17 protein-coding genes are annotated in these 17,512 nt (G+C 66.0%); 8 read left to right on the top strand and 9 right to left on the bottom strand.

The features are described 5' to 3' along the window. Positions 1–71: 71 nt before the first annotated feature. From ctaE to B7R22_RS07415, 7 genes are all read left to right on the top strand, one after another. Entirely contained in the window at positions 72–683 is a 612-nt protein-coding gene (ctaE, locus tag B7R22_RS07445) for an aa3-type cytochrome oxidase subunit III (RefSeq protein ID WP_116411149.1), read from the top strand. 48 nt (positions 684–731) lie between these two features. Beyond that, positions 732–1,523 (top strand): cytochrome bc1 complex diheme cytochrome c subunit, encoded by a 792-nt coding sequence (gene qcrC, locus B7R22_RS07440; RefSeq protein WP_116411148.1) that lies wholly within the window; start codon positions 732–734, stop codon positions 1,521–1,523. Positions 1,524–1,572: 49 nt separating this feature from the next. After that, the gene (qcrA, locus tag B7R22_RS07435) at positions 1,573–2,673 is read left to right on the top strand and encodes a cytochrome bc1 complex Rieske iron-sulfur subunit (protein WP_116411147.1); all 1,101 of its coding nucleotides are present in this window, start codon (positions 1,573–1,575) and stop codon (positions 2,671–2,673) included. Next, entirely contained in the window at positions 2,670–4,331 is a 1,662-nt protein-coding gene (qcrB, locus tag B7R22_RS07430; RefSeq protein WP_116411146.1) for a cytochrome bc1 complex cytochrome b subunit, read from the top strand. The genes qcrA and qcrB overlap by 4 nt, the downstream gene beginning before the upstream one ends. 109 nt (positions 4,332–4,440) lie before the next feature. Next, positions 4,441–4,998 carry a hypothetical protein gene (locus B7R22_RS07425; RefSeq protein ID WP_116411145.1) on the top strand — a complete coding sequence of 186 codons (558 nt, stop codon included), beginning with the start codon at positions 4,441–4,443 and terminating at the stop codon, positions 4,996–4,998. A gap of 57 nt (positions 4,999–5,055) precedes the next feature. After that, positions 5,056–5,781: a hypothetical protein gene (locus tag B7R22_RS07420; RefSeq protein ID WP_116411144.1), complete on the top strand. Its 726-nt coding sequence runs from the start codon at positions 5,056–5,058 to the stop codon at positions 5,779–5,781. A 313-nt stretch (positions 5,782–6,094) separates the two neighbouring features. Then, complete coding sequence (locus B7R22_RS07415; RefSeq protein ID WP_116411143.1) at positions 6,095–7,777, top strand: hypothetical protein; 1,683 nt, start codon at positions 6,095–6,097, stop codon at positions 7,775–7,777. Here the strand turns inward: B7R22_RS07415 and B7R22_RS07410 are convergent. From B7R22_RS07410 to B7R22_RS07385, 6 genes are all read right to left on the bottom strand, one after another. Beyond that, entirely contained in the window at positions 7,774–7,989 is a 216-nt protein-coding gene (locus B7R22_RS07410) for a hypothetical protein (protein WP_116411142.1), read from the bottom strand. The two genes, B7R22_RS07415 and B7R22_RS07410, sit on opposite strands and share 4 nt — an antisense overlap. 93 nt (positions 7,990–8,082) lie before the next feature. Beyond that, on the bottom strand, positions 8,083–8,499 hold the full coding sequence (locus B7R22_RS07405) for a cytochrome c oxidase subunit 4 (protein ID WP_116282757.1): 417 nt from the start codon (positions 8,497–8,499) through the stop codon (positions 8,083–8,085). Position 8,500: 1 nt separating this feature from the next. Beyond that, on the bottom strand, positions 8,501–10,207 hold the full coding sequence (gene ctaD / locus B7R22_RS07400; protein ID WP_116411141.1) for an aa3-type cytochrome oxidase subunit I: 1,707 nt from the start codon (positions 10,205–10,207) through the stop codon (positions 8,501–8,503). Positions 10,208–10,216: 9 nt separating this feature from the next. Further along, on the bottom strand, positions 10,217–11,104 hold the full coding sequence (gene ctaC / locus B7R22_RS07395; protein WP_172582260.1) for an aa3-type cytochrome oxidase subunit II: 888 nt from the start codon (positions 11,102–11,104) through the stop codon (positions 10,217–10,219). Positions 11,105–11,367: 263 nt separating this feature from the next. After that, on the bottom strand, positions 11,368–11,736 hold the full coding sequence (locus B7R22_RS07390; protein ID WP_116411140.1) for a HesB/IscA family protein: 369 nt from the start codon (positions 11,734–11,736) through the stop codon (positions 11,368–11,370). 84 nt (positions 11,737–11,820) lie between these two features. Continuing rightward, positions 11,821–13,263 (bottom strand): dipeptidase, encoded by a 1,443-nt coding sequence (locus B7R22_RS07385; protein WP_116411139.1) that lies wholly within the window; start codon positions 13,261–13,263, stop codon positions 11,821–11,823. Positions 13,264–13,302: 39 nt separating this feature from the next. On the opposite strand from B7R22_RS07385, the gene B7R22_RS07380 reads away from it, so the two are divergent. After that, positions 13,303–13,905 (top strand): DUF3043 domain-containing protein, encoded by a 603-nt coding sequence (locus B7R22_RS07380; protein ID WP_253258943.1) that lies wholly within the window; start codon positions 13,303–13,305, stop codon positions 13,903–13,905. A gap of 316 nt (positions 13,906–14,221) precedes the next feature. Here the strand turns inward: B7R22_RS07380 and B7R22_RS07375 are convergent, their stop codons facing one another. From B7R22_RS07375 to hisD, 3 genes are all read right to left on the bottom strand, one after another. Continuing rightward, on the bottom strand, positions 14,222–15,259 hold the full coding sequence (locus B7R22_RS07375) for a quinone-dependent dihydroorotate dehydrogenase (RefSeq protein WP_116411138.1): 1,038 nt from the start codon (positions 15,257–15,259) through the stop codon (positions 14,222–14,224). Between the two features lie 8 nt (positions 15,260–15,267). Beyond that, positions 15,268–15,810: a transcriptional regulator NrdR gene (gene nrdR, locus B7R22_RS07370; protein ID WP_116411137.1), complete on the bottom strand. Its 543-nt coding sequence runs from the start codon at positions 15,808–15,810 to the stop codon at positions 15,268–15,270. Positions 15,811–16,017: 207 nt separating this feature from the next. Further along, positions 16,018–17,328: a histidinol dehydrogenase gene (gene hisD, locus B7R22_RS07365; protein ID WP_116411136.1), complete on the bottom strand. Its 1,311-nt coding sequence runs from the start codon at positions 17,326–17,328 to the stop codon at positions 16,018–16,020. Positions 17,329–17,512: the final 184 nt, after the last annotated feature.

The following is a 17,512-nucleotide window of genomic DNA, read 5'->3' as shown; positions in this document are numbered from 1 at the left end:
TTCCCGAGAGGGTGCAAATGCGAAACAGCTGAACAGAAATCGGACATAATGGGTGAGTGACTAGCAGCTCGATGACCCAAACATCCGCACCCCTGGTGCAGCGGCCGAACGTCGTCGCCGTCGGCACGATCGTGTGGCTCGGCAGCGAAGTCATGTTCTTCGCCGGCCTCTTCGCCATCTACTTCACGCTGAGGTCGACGAGCCCCGAGCTCTGGAACACCGAGAGCTCGCTCCTGAACGTACCGTTCGCGACCGTGAACACGCTGATCCTCGTCTCGTCGTCGTTCACCTGCCAGTTCGGCGTGTTCGCGGCAGAGCGGCTGCAGTCCCGTGCCACAGGGTGGAAGCCTACCCAGTGGGGCATGGTCGAGTGGTTCTTCCTCACCTATGTGCTCGGTGCACTGTTCGTCTCCGGCCAGGCGTGGGAGTACGCAAACCTCGTGCAGGAGGGCATCACGCTGAACTCGTCCTCCTACGGGTCGGCGTTCTACCTCACCACCGGGTTCCACGCCCTGCACGTCACCGCCGGGCTCTTCACCTTCCTGCTGATGATCGGGCGAGCCTTCGGGGTCAAGAACTTCGGTCACCGGGAGGCGACCAGCGCAATCGTCGTGTCGTACTACTGGCACTTCGTCGACGTGGTGTGGATCGGCCTGTTCCTTGTGATCTACATCCTTAAATAGCTCATGTTCCGCCGCAGAACCAGCATGTCCCGACAGAGAGTTGAGAGAATGGCCCGCACCTCCAAGAAAGCGAACAGACGGCACCCGCTTGCGACCGTCGTTCTGATCGCGATCGGGCTGGCCTTCACGGGCGGCGGGTACGCGCTGTTCTCGAGCACTGCCACCGCTGACACCAGCACCGCCACCTCGCAGGCCACGGTCGAAGAGGGCAGCAAACTCTTCGCCGCGAACTGCGCCACCTGCCACGGCATGAACCTCGAAGGCACCACTGCGGGCCCGAGCCTCCTCGGCGTCGGTGCGGCATCCGTCGACTTCCAGGTCGGAACCGGCCGCATGCCCCTCGCCATGCAGGGCCCCCAGGCCATGCAGAAGCCCGTGCAGTTCACCGAGGAGCAGACCGCAGCGCTGTCGGCCTACGTCGCGTCGCTCTCGCCCGGCCCGTCCATCCCGACCGATTCGCAGCTCACCGAGAACGGCAACGCCACGAACGGCGGGGAGCTCTTCCGCATCAACTGCGCGATGTGCCACAACGTCGCCGGTGCCGGTGGTGCTCTCACAGAGGGCAAGTTCGCGCCCGAACTGACCGGCGTCGAGTCGAAGTACATCTACGAGGCCATGCTCACCGGCCCGCAGAACATGCCGGTCTTCAACGACCACAACATCACGCCCGAAGACAAGCGCGACATCATCACCTACCTGAAGTACATCCAGAACAACCCCTCCCCGGGCGGGTTCGAACTGGGTAACCTCGGGCCGGTCGCCGAGGGCCTCTTCATCTGGATCTTCGGTATCGGCGCAGTCGTGGCCCTGACGGTCTGGCTCACAGCGAAGTCGAACTAGCCCAGCCCCTGCACCGGCACACATTCTTCTCAGGTTCGAAAGGAACACCATGGCACACGACGACACGAGCGGCACAGACGTCGCCGCGTTCTCGTCAGGCGCAGACGGAGTGAGCAACTCCGCCGGCAGGGCAGTTGAGCCCTCCGCTGCCTCCGGCGGTCTCGCCGTCATCACGAGCGACGCTCTGGCGGATCCCGGCGTTCCGCCGCACCGCAAGCGCGTCACCGATCTCGACCCGAAGAAGGCCCGGACCGCCCAGCGCACCGTCTACACACTCTTCTACCTCTCGATTGCCGGATCCATCTTCGCGGTCGCCGCCTACATGGCCTTCCCGATCAATGCAGACGACCCGGGCTCAGTACGACTGAACACCGTCTTCCTGGGACTCGGCATAACGCTGGCCCTGATGGGCATTGGAATCGGCGCCGTGCACTGGGCGAAGTCCCTGATGCACGACGAGGAAGGTGTCGACATCCGGCACCCCGTGCGCTCGTCCGACGACACCCGTGCGCGTGCCGTCGAGATCTTCCACGAGGGCAATGTCGAATCTGGGATCGGTCGCCGTTCGCTCATCCGCAACAGCCTCATCGGTGCCCTCGTCGCGTTCCCGCTCCCCGCGGTCATCCTGTTCCGTGGTCTCGGTCCGCAGAACGAGAACCCGGCCGAGCTCCTCTCTCACACCATGTGGAAGGCGGGGGCGCGGCTGACGCTCGATCCCTCGGGCCTCCCCATCAAAGCTGCCGATGTCACCATCGGTTCGGCGTTCCACATCATTCCGGAAGGCCTCAACGACGCCCACGACCGCCTCGAGCAGAAGGCCAAAGCGGCCGTGCTGCTGATGCGCGTCAATCCGTCTGACCTCAACGTCAGCGCCGGGCGCGAGAACTGGAACTACGACGGCATCGTCGCGTACTCCAAGATCTGCACGCACGTCGGATGCCCGGTGGCCCTGTTCGAACAGCAAACCCACCACCTCCTCTGCCCCTGCCACCAGTCCACGTTCGACGTGGACAACGAGTGTGCGGTCATCTTCGGTCCGGCCAAGCGTGCCCTGCCCCAGCTGCCCATCACAGTCGACGGCGAGGGCTACCTCATCGCACAGAGTGACTTTCTCGAGCCAGTCGGCCCTAGTTTCTGGGAGCGTTCATGACAATCGAAAAAACCAAGGCCGATGGCCTCGTGGACGGGACCGCCGACCACCCGGTCGGTGCGCCGCCCACGATCTCCAGCGCACCGTCGGCCCGTTTCACCTCGGCCGCCGCGAACTACATCGACGAGCGCACGAGCATCTCGGCCGTCGTCAAGGAGTTCGGCCGCAAGATCTTCCCCGACCACTGGTCGTTCATGCTCGGTGAGGTTGCGCTCTACAGCTTCGTCGTGATCATCCTGACCGGAACATTCCTGACGTTCTTCTTCCAGGCATCGATGGCTCCGGTCGTCTACGACGGCAGCTTCGTGCCCCTCAAGGGTGTCGAGATGTCGTCGGCCATGTCGTCGACGCTGAACATCTCGTTCGAGATCCGCGGCGGGCTCCTGGTTCGCCAGATCCACCATTGGGCTGCGCTGCTCTTCATCGCCTCCATCGGCCTGCACATGCTGCGCATCTACTTCACGGGCGCCTTCCGTAAGCCCCGCGAGCTGAACTGGGTGATCGGCTTCGTGCTCTTCATCCTCGCGCTGGCCGAGGGCTTCACCGGCTACTCCCTCCCCGACGACCTGCTCTCGGGCAACGGCCTCCGCATCATCGACGGAATGGTGAAGGGTGTGCCGTTCGCGGGATCCTGGCTCTCGTTCCTGATCTTCGGCGGCGAGTTCCCAGGCGAGGAGATCGTGGGCAGGCTCTACACGCTACACATCCTGCTGCTGCCGGCCATCATCGTTGCTCTGATCGCGCTCCACCTGGTGTTCGTCGTCGTGCACAAGCACACGCAGTACGCCGGCCCCGGCAAGACGAACGACAACGTCATCGGCTACCCGGTGCTCCCGGTCTACGCAGCGAAGGCCGGTGGATTCTTCTTCATCGTCTTCGGCATCATCGCCCTGATCGCCTCGTTCTTCACGATCAACCCGATCTGGAACTACGGGCCCTACGACCCCTCCCCGGTTTCTGCTGGAACCCAGCCCGACTGGTACATCGGCTTCGCCGACGGCGCCCTACGGCTCATCCCGCCGCACCTGGAGTCGGTGATCTGGGGCCACACGTACTCGTGGAACATCCTGATCCCGATCACGGTGCTGGGGTTGTTCATCCTCACCGTGCTGATCTACCCGTTCATCGAGGGCTGGGTCACGGGCGACAAGCGCGAACACCACATCCTCGACCGCCCGCGGAACGCCCCGACCCGCACCGCCATCGGTGCTGCCGGTGTGACGTTCTACGCCGCACTCTGGTCGGCGGCGAGCTCGGACATTCTGGCGACGCACTTCCAGCTGTCGATCGAATCGGTGATCCACGCCATCCAGGCTGCCGTCATCATCGGCCCGGTCATCGCCTACTTCGTCGCCAAGCGCGTCTGCCTCGCCCTCCAGAAGAAGGACCGAGAGATGGCCCTCCACGGCTTCGAGTCGGGCCGCATCGTGCGCCTCCCGGGGGGTGAGTACATCGAGGTCCACCAGGACGTCGACGAGTACGAGCGCTGGAAGCTGGTCTCGTTCCACGAGTACAAGCCGCTGATGATCAGGCCGAACGCCAAGGGCAAGATCACCGCTCCGCAGCGTCTCCGCGCCGGCATGTCGAAGTGGTTCTTCGAAGACCGGATCGCGCCCGTCACGCGTACCGACCTCGAGCGCCAGAAGTCGCACCACTAGGCACTGCGCCTCTGTTCAGCCCGAAGGCCCCCGTCCGATCATTCGGACGGGGGCCTTCTTTTTTGCTGAACCCGCGTAATGCAGGACAGCAGGCGGTGTCTTGATGAGTATGAAGCTCAGAATCGTCGCACTTCCCGTCACAGTGCTTCTGGCAGCGCTCATCCTCCCCGCCGCTCCTGCTGCTGCAGACATCAATCTGCCTCCTGAACGAACGCGCATCTACGAGACGCAAGGAAGTGGACTCGATTTTCCGGGTTGGGGCAGCATCCCTTCTCTTCCCGGCCACACAGTCGGCGAGGGTCGTGACGTGAGTGGCGGCGGGGGTGTCGGCAGCGACAAGGGCGGCGACTCGTCCGGGGGTGGAGACAAGAAGACGCCACAGCAAGAGACATACATGAACCCCCGCTCGTCGACGAGGACGAAGCCCAAGGACGCAACGCTGCAGGTTCTCCATCGGGGAAAGGACGGCGACTCGTACGACACGATCACTCTCACCAACACCAAGGACTTCTCGTTCGTAGCCAGAGTCGAGCCGCTCAACACGACGACGGGCTCTCAGACAACGCAGACAGGTGTCGTCCTGACTTTCAATACGAATGTGGTCAGCAGCCAGGCGGACATGGCCAAGGCCATTTTCGACAGGAGCGGCGCGACGTTCGTCGGCTGAGCTGCCACGGACAGGGAGTTCGTCTGTGCGCTGAGAACCCCCAGGCCGATCGCCAGCGTGCCCAGGCCGTTCGTCGCTGATTTTCTGGCTGGCACATCGACTGCGCAGATCCCGCTGTGTTCGGGCGTCGTCGTCGACGGCGGCTACGGAAAGACGACGGTGATCACTCCGGCCGATGTGAGCTGCGAGTCAGCGCCCGACACAGAACCAGTGCGTCTTGAGATCGAAACCATCCTCAGCGAGACGGATGGTACCTTCCCGGTCGTGCGGAGCGGCGATGGGAGCATCGTGTTCGATGCCCCTGCGACGTTGGAGGGTACTTACACAATCATGCGGGTGTGGGCCATCGCGGCCGATGGAACAACCTCGTGGCCGTTCTACGTGGCGATCCGCAACCGGTTCGCGCCCTCCGCGGTTGCGGGAGCGAGCGTCGACGCCATCCGCGGCGTGGACACGGTCATCCCCCGAGCAGCCCTCTTCGCTGACGGAGACGTCGACACGTACGCCGCCGAGAGTGGCGACCACCTATCCTCCACTGTTGTCAGCCAGGGCTCGATGGGTGGCGCCTGGTTCGACGCAGCAGGTGACCTTCACTACCGGTCGCTCGACGTGATCCACGGTAGCGTCACCGACCACGTCTCCGTACAGACCACGGACAGCTTCGGACTGCCCTCCGGGGTGCTCGATGTTCCCGTGCACATCTCGGACATTACTCCGGGTTGCTCCACCGGGGGCGTGACCACCGAGGCAGCCACGCCGGTTCGTGTGCACCTCTCCTGCTGAATCACCCCGGCGGCCGGCTGGCATCAGATCGACGGACTCCACTATGCACTGGTCGATGGGCCTTCCTTTGGTTCGCTCAGCACCGTGGATCCCATCTCAGGGACTGCAACGTACACTCCCGATCCCACTCACACCGGCCCGGTCACGTTAACCTTCAGCGCGGAGAACAACGGGGCCGTGCGCACGTCGACTTTCGCTGTGAACGTCCTCGCGGCGCCCTGATCCGGAAAGTGGCGTAATGGAATGCCCTCCTCTGAGTCCAGTGGAGTGAGACGCGGGCTGTGTCTCACTCCACTGGATAAAAGAGGTCTCCATGAAAACCCGCAACTACCTCGTTGGTCTAACGCTCGCCCTGGGGATGCTCTGCGTCGGTCAGACCCAACCGGCGTTCGCGGTCGACGATGATCCGCACGGCGGCGTCGAGACCGGTACGCATGCGAGTGGTGAGCTGCACGACGGTCTCGGTGGCGCAGGCTCGGGTCCGATCGCCAGCGACCCGGGCACGCTGGTGGTGCACGAGACGGATCCCTACCGGGGCGAGGAGAAGCTCAGCGTCTACCCCGACACCGAGGACAGCACGCCGGGGGTGTTCCGCACACAGCTCAGCGGCATGAGCGCAGCGGAGAGTGCCGCCTATGCGCACGCGGCGGGGCGTGCACCGAGCGACAGTTCAGCCGGTGGCGACAAGAAGGCACCTGCGGAGTCCAGCATCAGAAACTCGCGCGCGGGCAGGACCGATGCGGGCAAGAGCGTGATCATCAACGTTCTGCGGCCGGGCGGAGACGTCGACTCCTACGACCAGGTGAAGCTCGACAATCCGCGAGACCTCACGCAACTCGCCAAGGTCGAGCCGATCACGTCGAAGAGTTCGGACGGGAGCTCCCACACCTTCGCCTACTTGATCAGCTTCACGAGCATTCTGACATCCTCACCGAACGACACCGCGAAAGCGATCTTCCGCCTCACGGGCGGCCTCTTCGACTCGTGCCTGGCGAATGCCAACGCCTACGTGTGCACCTTCGCGACACCGAAGACTATCCGCACCACTCGGTCGTCGCTCACGGTGCCCGACCTTGCCCTGGCGACACGGCAGATCCCGATCTGCTCAGGGGTCGTCAAGGACGGGGGCTACGGGTCGACGACTGTCATCAGCGTTAGCGATGTGGACTGCGACGCTGCCCCCGGCAAGGAGCCGGTGCGACTCGAGGTGAGCACGATCCACTCGGCCCTCGCGCTGGGCATCCCCACCGCACGAGAGGGTGACGGCAGCGTGATCTACAGTGCCCCGCAGCAGGCCGAGGGCGCGTACGTCTCGGCCGAAGCCTGGGCAGTGGCCGCTGACGGCACCTACTCGCTGCCGTTCTCCATCGCCATCCGCAACCGCTACGCCCCCGCCATGCAGCCCGCTGCATCGAGCGTCACCGAGGCGACCCGCGGAGTCGAGACCGTCATCCCGGCGAGCCGGCTGTTCTCCGACGTGGACGTCGACCAGCACCGTATCGAGAGCGGCGACCACCTCACCTCCGTCGTCACCGACCAGGGCGCCATGGGCGGCGCCTGGTTCGACGCCGCCGGCGACCTGCACTACCAGTCCATCGACATCATCCGAGGCGACTACACCGACCACGTGACCGTCAAGACCACCGACGCATTCGGCCTCCCCTCCCCCGAACTCCGGCTCAGCATCCACATCGCCGACATCACCCCCGGCTGCGCCACCGACGGCACAACAACCGACGCCACCACCCCCGTGCGCATCCAGCTCCGCTGCTGGATCACCCCGCAAACAGGCTGGCGGCAGATCGACGGACTCCACTACCGCATCACGACACAACCTGAACATGGCACCGTCAGCGACCTCGACCCCGACTCAGGCGTCGCAACGTACACACCCGACCCCACCCATCCAGGCCGAATTACCATCGGCTTCACCGCCGACAACAACGGCGCCACCCGAACCGCCCAGTACGCCATCGACGTTCTGGCGGCACCCTAGCGGCGGCGAGGAGAGCGGCGGAACACGCGGCGGAGCCAGGCGCGGAATCTACCGGTGTACTCGTCGGTGAAGTCGTTCGACAGGGCCGTCGCCTCGGCACCGAGGTCTCCGCCGGCGAAGATGCGCTGGAGGGCCTCCTCGGCGCGCGTCTCACGCTCGTCGGCGGTCGTCTTCCGAGGGGGAAGTTCGCCGGATGGCTCGTTCGCGGTCATCGTTCGATCCTGCCACCGCTGCGGTCAGACCGGAAAGTAGATGGGCCCTCCCGCGTAGTGCGGGAGGGCCCTTCTGGCGTGCTGTGCGGGCGCTTAGCGGGCGAAGAAGCCCCGGTAGTACTCGTAGGTCCAGCCGACGATCGCGATCAGGATGAGCGCCACACCGATGAAGCAGATCCACGTTCCGACGGCGAGGCCGAGGAAGAAGACCGCGGCGGAACCGGCGAGGATGACCGGCCACCAGCTCCATGGGCTGTAGAAGCCCATCTCGGGGTCGCCGTCGTCGATGTTCGAGTACGTGAGATCCTCGGGCAGCTCGCCGCCCTGGGCGCCGTGCACGCGGCTGAGGTAGAACGCGATGAACGCAGCGAGCACAGCGCCGAGCGCGATGCCGAGGGTTCCGACCCATTCCACCTCACCGTACGAGACCAGCGACCAGAGCACATAGATCGCGTCAGCGAGGAGGAAGAAGCCCGACAGGATCCAGAAGACGTTGATATTGGCGCGCATGCTATTTCACCTTCTCCTGGTCCATGTCGTAGGTGGGCGCATCGGGAGCATCCTTCGCAGGTCCCACGCCGACCGGGATACCGGCCTCGGGGTGGTTCAGGTCGAAGGCTGGAGACTCCGAGCGGATCCGCGGGATCGACGTGAAGTTGTGCCGGGGCGGCGGGCAGGATGTCGCCCACTCGAGTGACCGGCCGTAACCCCACGGGTCGTTGACGGTGACCTTCGGCGCGTTGCGGGCCGTGATGTAGACGTTCAGGAAGAACGGGATCATCGACGACGCCAACAGGAAGGCACCGACCGTGGAGATCTGGTTCATCCAGGTGAAACCGTCTGTCGGGGAGTACGAGGCGTACCGGCGGGGCATACCCACCACACCGAGCCAGTGCTGGATGAGGAACGTGGTGTGGAACCCGATGAACAGCAACCAGAAGTGCCACTGCCCGAGCTTCTCGTTCAGCATCTTGCCGGTCCACTTGGGCCACCAGAAGTAGAAGCCCGAGAACATCGCGAACACCACGGTGCCGAACACCACGTAGTGGAAGTGGGCGACGACGAAGTAGGAGTCCGACACGTGGAAGTCGAGCGGCGGCGACGCCAGGATGACACCCGTCAGACCACCGAAAGTGAAGGTGATCAGGAAGCCGATCGCCCACATCATCGGGGTCTCGAAGGTCACGGAGCCCCGCCACATCGTTCCGACCCAGTTGAAGATCTTCACGCCTGTCGGCACAGCGATGAGCATGGTCATCAGGGCGAAGAAGGGCAGGAGCACCGATCCGGTGACGTACATGTGGTGCGCCCACACCGTGACCGAGAGGGCCGCGATGGAGATCGTCGCGTAGACCAGGGTCTTGTAGCCGAAGATCGGCTTGCGACTGAAGACCGGGAGCACCTCGGAGATGATGCCGAAGAACGGCAGCGCGATGATGTACACCTCCGGATGCCCGAAGAACCAGAACAGATGCTGCCAGAGCAGCACGCCGCCGTTCGCCGCATCGTAGATGTGCCCGTCGAACACCCTGTCTATACCGAGGGCGCTGAGCGCCGCCGCCAGAACGGGGAAGGCCATCAGCACGAGGATGGACGTGACGAGCACGTTCCAGGTGAAGATCGGCATACGGAACATGGTCATGCCGGGGGCACGCATCGTGATGATCGTCGTGATGAAGTTGACGCCACCGAGGATGGTGCCGAAGCCCGAGAGCACGAGCCCGAAGACCCAGAGGTTTCCGCCGTCACCCGGCGTGAAGGTGGTGCTCGACAGGGGCGCATACGCGAACCAGCCGAACGATGCGGCACCCTGAGGGGTGAGGAAGCCGGCGACCACGATGAGCGAGCCGAAGCTGTAGAGCCAGTAGGCGAACGCGTTCAGACGGGGGAACGCGACATCCGGAGCACCGATCTGCAGCGGCATGAGCACGTTCGCAAACCCGGCGAAGAGCGGGGTGGCGAACATGAGCAGCATGATCGTGCCGTGCATCGTGAACAGCTGGTTGTACTGGTCTTTGGTGGCCAGCAGGTCGGCACCGGGCTCGAACAGCTGGGCACGGATGACCAGGGCCATCACTCCGCCGAGGCAGAAGTAGATGAACGACGAGATCAGGTACATGTACCCGATCGTCTTGTGGTCGGTGGAGGTGATCCACTTGACGAGAACGTTGCCCTTGCGTTCGATGGGCGTGATTCTCGGCGCAGTCAGTGTGCTCATCGTCGCCTTCTACTTCGAAGTGTCCGACGAGGACTCTGCCAGGGGCGAGACCGTGCCGGGAAGGTTGGTGTTGCGGTTATAGTCGTCGCCCAGTTGACCGACGAAGTTCTGGTCGGCGAGGGACTTCGTGTAGGCGTCGTAGTCGGCCTGCGACACGACCTTCACGTTGAAGAGCATGTCGGAGTGGTACTCACCGCAGAGCTCCGCGCACTTGCCGGCGAACGTGCCGATGCGCTCGGGCGTGACGTACATGTAGTTCGTCTTGCCCGGGATCATGTCCTTCTTGTAGAGGAAGTCGATGACCCAGAAGGAGTGGATGACGTCGCGAGAGTGCAATTCGATCGTGATCTTCTTGTCGACCGGGAGCACGAGCGTCGGTATCTCGCTCTCGACGAGCGCGCCCTTCGCGTCTGCCGGGTCGGCCTGGGCCTGCACACCAGCACTGTAGACATTTTGGTTGACGTAGTTGAAGTCCCAGGCCCACTGCTTGCCGTAGACGGAGATGACCTCGTCGGGAGCGGAGTAGGGCTGCTCGATCTCGGCCTGGTCCTTTGCGGTGAAGGCGAAGAAGCCGAGCACCAGGATCAGGGGGACCACCGTGTAGAAGATCTCGATGGGCATGTTGTAGCGCAGCTGCACCGGGAGACCGGTCTGGCCACGGCGGCGGCGGAACACGACGACCGCCCAGATCGTGAGACCCCAGGTGATGACACCCACGGCGAGGAGCACGAGCCACGACGTCACCCAGAGGCCGGTGACCTTGTCGGTGTTGTTCGTGGTGCCCTGCTCGCCCGGGAGGAAGCCCTGGAGCTGCTGCTGGGAGCATCCGGCCAGGAGAAGGCCCATGCTCACCATGACGGGAATGGCGACCCATCTGAGACGTCTGTTCGAGCGCACCTGAAACCCTTCGGAACTACTGCTGGCGATACTTGAGTCAAGTGTATTTGACGCTGCCTAGCCTAATGTGTCGAATCTCGGCTGGATGTTTGGCGGCGGGGGCCTGACAGGTGTGTCTGGATGTGCCCAGAGCACGAAATACCCCCCGAGATCCGCCAGATGACGGGCCTCGGGGGGTAAAGCTGAGTGATTCTACTCAGCGTAGAAATTTTTTGACCAGTTGCGTCAGCAGCCGGTTCGGGAGGCCCTCGGGCCGCCTGCTCCTAGTGGAAGGAGTCGCCGCACGCGCAGCTGCCGCCGGCGTTCGGGTTGTCGATCGTGAAGCCCTGCTTCTGGATGGTGTCCTCGAAGTCGATGGTCGCTCCGTCGAGGTAGGGCACGCTCATCTTGTCGACGATGACCTCGACGCCATCGAAGTCGACGACGCCGTCACCGTCGAGCTGGCGCTCATCGAAGTAGAGCTGGTAGATCAGGCCCGAGCATCCACCGGGCTGGACAGCCACACGCAGGCGCAGGTCGTCGCGACCCTCCTGGCCGAGCAGGCTCTTCACCTTCGCGGCGGCGCCGTCGGTGAGACCGACCTTGTGGGCGGGTGCCTCGACCTGCGAGGTGAGTGAGATGGTGTCGCTCATGACGTCTCCTTAGGGTGACACGGTGGTGTGACAAACACAGCGGTTGAGGGGAATTCTACGGGGAGAACCTGCGAGCGGCCCCTTCTATTCCGGAATCGGCTTCCCGGCCAGCCGGGTGAGAAGCAGCGCTTCGGTCAGGATCGCGCGCTTGAAGACGCCCAGGTGGAGCGACTCGTTGGGGCTGTGGGCACGGGTGTCGGGGTCCTCGACGCCGGTCACGAGGATCTGCGCCTCAGGGAACACCCGCACCAGGTCGGCGATGAACGGGATGGACCCGCCGATCCCCGTCTCCATCGGCTCGACACCCCAGCCGTCGGCCATCGCCTGCTTGGCGGCGGTGACGGCCCAGCCGCTCGTGTCGACGAGGAACGGCTGGCCACCGTCGGCGTCGCTGATCTCCACGTGCGCACCGAAGGGCACGTTGGCATGGATGTGGGCTTCGAGCGCAGCGAGTGCCTCCGCTGCATCCTGTCCCGGCGCGATGCGGGCGCTCAGGCGCACGGAGACCTTCGGCAGAAGCGTGTTCGATGCGTTCGCAACACTCGGCGCGTCGATGCCGGTGATCGTGATGGCGGGCTTCGCCCAGAGCCTGCCGAGCACGGGTCCGTTGCCGATCGGGGTGACGCCGGGCAGGAGGGCGGCGTCTCGGGCGAAGTCCGCCAGGGCCTCGGGGCCGTCGGGCACCTGCTCACCGGATTCGGTGAGGCCGGCGACCGCGACGCTGCCGTCGGGTGCGTGCAGCGTGGCGAGGAGGCGCACCATGGCCATCATGGCGTCGGGGGCGGCTCCCCCGAACATCCCGGAGTGTGAAGCGTGTTCGAGCGTCTCGACGGTGAGCTTGAAGGTGACATTGCCGCGGAGGCTGATGGTGAGAGAAGGCGTGTCGACGTTCCAGTTGTCGGAGTCGGCGACGATGATCACGTCGGCCGCCAGGGCCTCGCGGTTCTGCTCGAGGAAGTCGGCGAACGAGCGGGACCCGAACTCCTCCTCGCCCTCGATGAACACGACGATGCCGAGATCGAGGTCGTCGCCGAATTCGTGGGCGAGAGCACGCACGGCGGCAAGGTGCGAGACCACGCCCGCCTTGTCGTCGGCGGCCCCGCGGCCGTAGAGACGGTCGCCGCGGACCGTCGGCTCGAACGGCGGGGAGTCCCAGTCGGCATCCTCACCCGGAGGCTGCACGTCGTGGTGGGCGTAGAGCAGCACGGTCGGGCGGCCGTTCCTGGCTCTGCGGGTGGCGAGGACGGCGGGCTGGCCGAGTTCGCCGCTCTGCGGGTCTGCCACGGCCTGCTTCACTGCGACCTCGTCGAAGACTCCCGTCGCATCGAACAGCGCGGCGACGGCTGCGGCACTGGCAGCGACGTGGGCGGGATCGAAGGCACTCCACGACACGCTCGGGATGCGCACGAGATCGGTGAGGTCGGCGATCGTGGCCGGCAGTGCACCGGCAAGGAAGGTTCGGATGCCCTCCTCACGCTCGCTCGATGCTGTGTGCTGGCGGTCGGACGTGCCCTGTTGCTCGGTCATACGGGTAATCTTAGAAGGCAGGCAGTATCCGCCGCCTGCGTGACTCAAGGACTGATTGTGTTCAAGCGCCAAACCCCCGCCGCCCCGACTGAGATAGCCGAGCAGACGGCAACGCAGCTGCGCCAGGCCGGTTCGGGCAAGGGTGCACCGACGCCCACCCGCCGTGAGCAGGAGGCGGCCCGCCGGAAGCCGCTGGTGCCGAGCGACCGCAAAGAGGCGGCACGGTCGGCGAAGACGCAGAACTCGGTCGACCGCGAGCGGGCCCGCATCGGCATGGCCGCCGGCGAGGAGAAGTACCTGCTCGCCCGCGACAAGGGCGTGCAGCGCCGGTTCGTTCGCGACTTCGTGGATTCGCGGTTCAGCATCGGTGAGATCGTGATCCCGGCGGTGTTCGGCATCATCCTGCTGCAGCTGGTTCCGAATCCGCAGATCCAGACCTACCTGACGCTGGTGCTGTACGCATTCGTGATCATCGTCGCCCTCGACATCTACCTGATGGGCAATCGCATCAACAAGCGCCTGCGGGCGAAGTACGGCACGCTCGACCGCGGCCTCCGCTGGTATGGGGCGATGCGCGCGCTGCAGCTGCGCCCGATGCGGCTGCCGAAGCCCCAGGTGAAGCGCGGCCAGACCCCGAGCTGAGCTGGCTCGCGCCTCCCGGTCGAGCGCTGCGCCCCCGGCGCCCCGCGCTTGTGCGGCGCGCTCGGCGCCAGTTCGGTGCTCGCGCGACTGTTCGAACGGTGGCGGATGCGTCGAACGACGGCCTCTGGGCCGAAGTGGCGCGCGAGCGGGGCGCGCGCCGACGTCAGCGAGTTGCCTCCGTCGCGCGATCCGAAGCGCTACCGTTTGTCGCTTGTGCTACGGCGCGCGCAGGTGCGGAAGCGACATTCTGTGGCGCATTCCGATGCACCGGTGTGACCGAGCGGCGGAGCTGCCCGCGCTGCCTCCCGGCGCGAGTTCAGTGGGCCGCGGCGTGGAGCGCGGCGAGGCCGTGGTTGACCTGCCGGGCCCAGAGTGGACCCCGGTAGAGGAACGCGGTGTAGCCCTGCACGAGGGTCGCCCCGGCGGCGAGGCGGTCGGCCACGTCATCCGCCGTCTCGATGCCGCCGACCGAGATCACGCAGAGCTCGGCCGGAACCACGGAACGCACGAGCTTCAGCACTTCGAGCGAGCGAGCGGCTACCGGCGGCCCGGAGAGACCGCCCGCACCAGCAGCTACGACGACGCGCGGATCGGCGGCCAGCCCGTCCCGCGAGATCGTGGTGTTCGTGGCGATGATGCCGTCGAGCCCGAGCGTCACGGCCAGTTCGGAGATGCGGCGCACCTCGTCGTCGCTGAGGTCGGGAGCGATCTTCACGAGCAGCGGAACGGCGCCCGCCTCCTCGCGCACGGCGGTGAGCAGGGGGGCGAGCTTGTCGAGCTCCTGCAGACCCCGGAGCCCGGGGGTGTTCGGTGAGCTGACGTTCACGACGAGGTAGTCGGCGACGGGTGCGAGCGCGCGGGCGCTCGAGCGGTAGTCATCGATGGCGGCGTCGACGTCGACCACGCGGCTCTTGCCGATGTTGATGCCGACGATGGGGCGGTACGGCGCCGAGGAGGTTCGCGCGACACGCAGGGCAGCGGGCCCCGCTCCCCCGTTGTTGAAGCCCATCCGGTTGATGACCGCGCGGTCGGCGACGAGCCGGAACAGCCGCGGTCGATCATTGCCGGGCTGGGCCTTCGCCGTGAGGGTGCCGATCTCGACGTGACTGAAGCCGAGCATCCCGAGCCCGACGATGGCGCGGCCGTCCTTGTCGAAACCGGCCGCGACGCCGAACGGCGAGTCGAAGACGAGCCCGAGCGTGTGCACGGCGAGCGACGGGTCCGGCGCGGTGAAGCGCCGCACGATCGACCCGAGGCGGGTGCGCGGCAGGCTTCGGATCACCTCGTAGGCCAGATGGTGCGCCCGCTCGGGATCGAGGCGCGACAGAACGAACCGGAACAGGAAGGGGTACACCGGCGCCGCTACTCGGACCGGGCGGTGGCGGCCGCGTTCGAGGTGGCGGGCCTGGCTGCGGTTCCGGATGCTGCGGGGCGGCCCTGCCGGTCATCCGGAGCCTCGGCGTGCTCGACTCGCAGCAGAGTGATCGCGGCCTCGAAGTCGTCGAGGGAGTCGAAGGCCTGGTAGACGCTCGCGAAGCGGAGGTAGGCGACCTCGTCGAGTTCGCGGAGGGGCTGCAGGATGGCGAGCCCGATGTCGTTCGCCTCGACCTGTGCCGCGCCGGTGGACCGGACGGTCTCCTCCACGCGCTGGGCGAGAACCGCGAGATCGGAGTCGGTGACGGGCCGGCCCTGGCAGGCCTTCCGCACGCCGTTCATGATCTTCTCGCGGCTGAACGGAACGACGACGCCGCTCCGCTTGATGACGCTGAGACTCGCGGTCTCGGTGGTGCTGAAGCGGCGGCCGCAGTCGGGGCACTGGCGCCGGCGGCGGATGGCGACGCCGTCGTCGGATGTGCGCGAGTCGACGACGCGGGAATCGGGGTACCGGCAGTACGGGCAATACATGGTGCCTCTAGTTTACCGCTCCGGCGCCCGGGCCCGCGCCCCACCGATGGTTGCGGCCGGGATGGCGGGTGCCACCTGCGCAGTGACTCGCGAGGATCCGGATGCCCGACGGCACAGGCTCGCGGATGCTCAGCGGTAGGATCGCCGATGCACTGCCCTGTCACACCCGGGAGAGACCTGTCACACCCGGGCGGAGCGGAGCCGCCGCTACTCGCGCGGGAAGCGGGCCGCCACGGCCTCGGCGTGCGCCGGGAGGTTCTCGCTGGTCGCGAGGGCGTGGATGCGCCCGGCCACCTCGCCGAGGGCCTCGCGCGAGTACCGGATGACCTGCTGGGGACGCAGGAACGTGTACGCCCCCAGCCCCGAGGAGAACCGCGACTGCCCACCGGTCGGCAGCACGTGGTTGGAGCCGGCGAGGTAGTCCCCGAGGCTCACGGGCGAGTACGACCCCACGAAGATGGCGCCGGCGCTGTGGATGCTCGCTACCACGTCGTCGTCCGATGCCGTCTGGATCTCCAGGTGCTCCGGCCCGTACGCGTCGCTGAAGCGCGCCGCCGCGGCGAGGTCGTCGACCAGCACGACCGCCGACTGCTGCCCGTTCAGCGCAACGAGCACTCGCGCCGAGTGCGGCGTGGCATCCGCCAAACCTTCAAGTTCAACTCGAACTTCATCTGCGAAGGCCGGGGAGGTCGTGACGAGCACGGCCGCCGCGAGTTCGTCGTGCTCGGCCTGGCTCACGAGGTCTGCGGCCACGAATCCGGGGTCGGCCGTCTGGTCGGCGATGATGAGGATCTCGGTGGGTCCGGCCTCCGAATCGATGCCAGTGCGGCCCCGCACGAGGCGCTTGGCCGCGGCCACATAGACGTTGCCCGGGCCGGTGATGACCTGCACGGGCTCGAGCCCGAGGTCGGCCACGCCGTAGGCCAGCGCGCCGATCGCGCCCGCCCCGCCCATCGCATAGACCTCGGTGATGCCGAGGAGGCCGGCGGCCCCCAGGATGGTCGGGTGCACCCGACCGCCGAATTCCTTCTGCGGGGGTGACACGAGTGCGATCGACGGAACTCCGGCTGCCTGCGCCGGCACGACGTTCATCACGACGCTCGATGGGTAGACCGCCTTGCCACCCGGCACGTACAGCCCGACCCGGTCGACCGGCTGCCAGCGCTGCTCCACGATCGCGCCGTCGCCGAGCGAGGTCGACGCGGCGGGCGGGATCTGCGCAGCGGTGGCCTGCCGCACACGCCCGATGGCGCCTTCGAGTGCGCCGCGGACATCCGGAGCCAGCGCGGCGACAGCATCGTCGATCTCGCTCTGCGGAACGCGGATGCTCGGGGCCTCGCCACCGTCGAACCGGGCCGCCTGCGCTCGGAGCGCCGCGCTGCCCTCGGCTCGAACGGCCTCGATGAGCGCCCGGGCCGCCTCCGTGGCGACCCCCACGTCCGTCACGGCACGCGGAACGAGGTCGAGCAACTGGGCACGTGACGGGTTCATTCCCCGCAAGTCAATGGTCTGCATCATGGCCCCCCGATTCTACCTACCCGCCCTCATGGAGTCGTTTTCGGCCCCAACTTCCGAGGTGGAGTCATATGGTCGTTGCAACGTCTGATCTGATTGGTGCGTTGCATGGTTCGTGTGAGTCGTGTGGTTTTGGACGAGTTTCTGGACCTGGTATCGTCGGGGTCGTCGTTGACGTCTGCTGCGG

The organism is Subtercola boreus (genome assembly GCF_003399635.1).
GTDB lineage: Bacteria > Actinomycetota > Actinomycetes > Actinomycetales > Microbacteriaceae > Subtercola > Subtercola boreus_B.
Note: the sequence above shows the minus strand (reverse complement) of the source record. Positions and strands in the feature narration are given on the sequence as shown.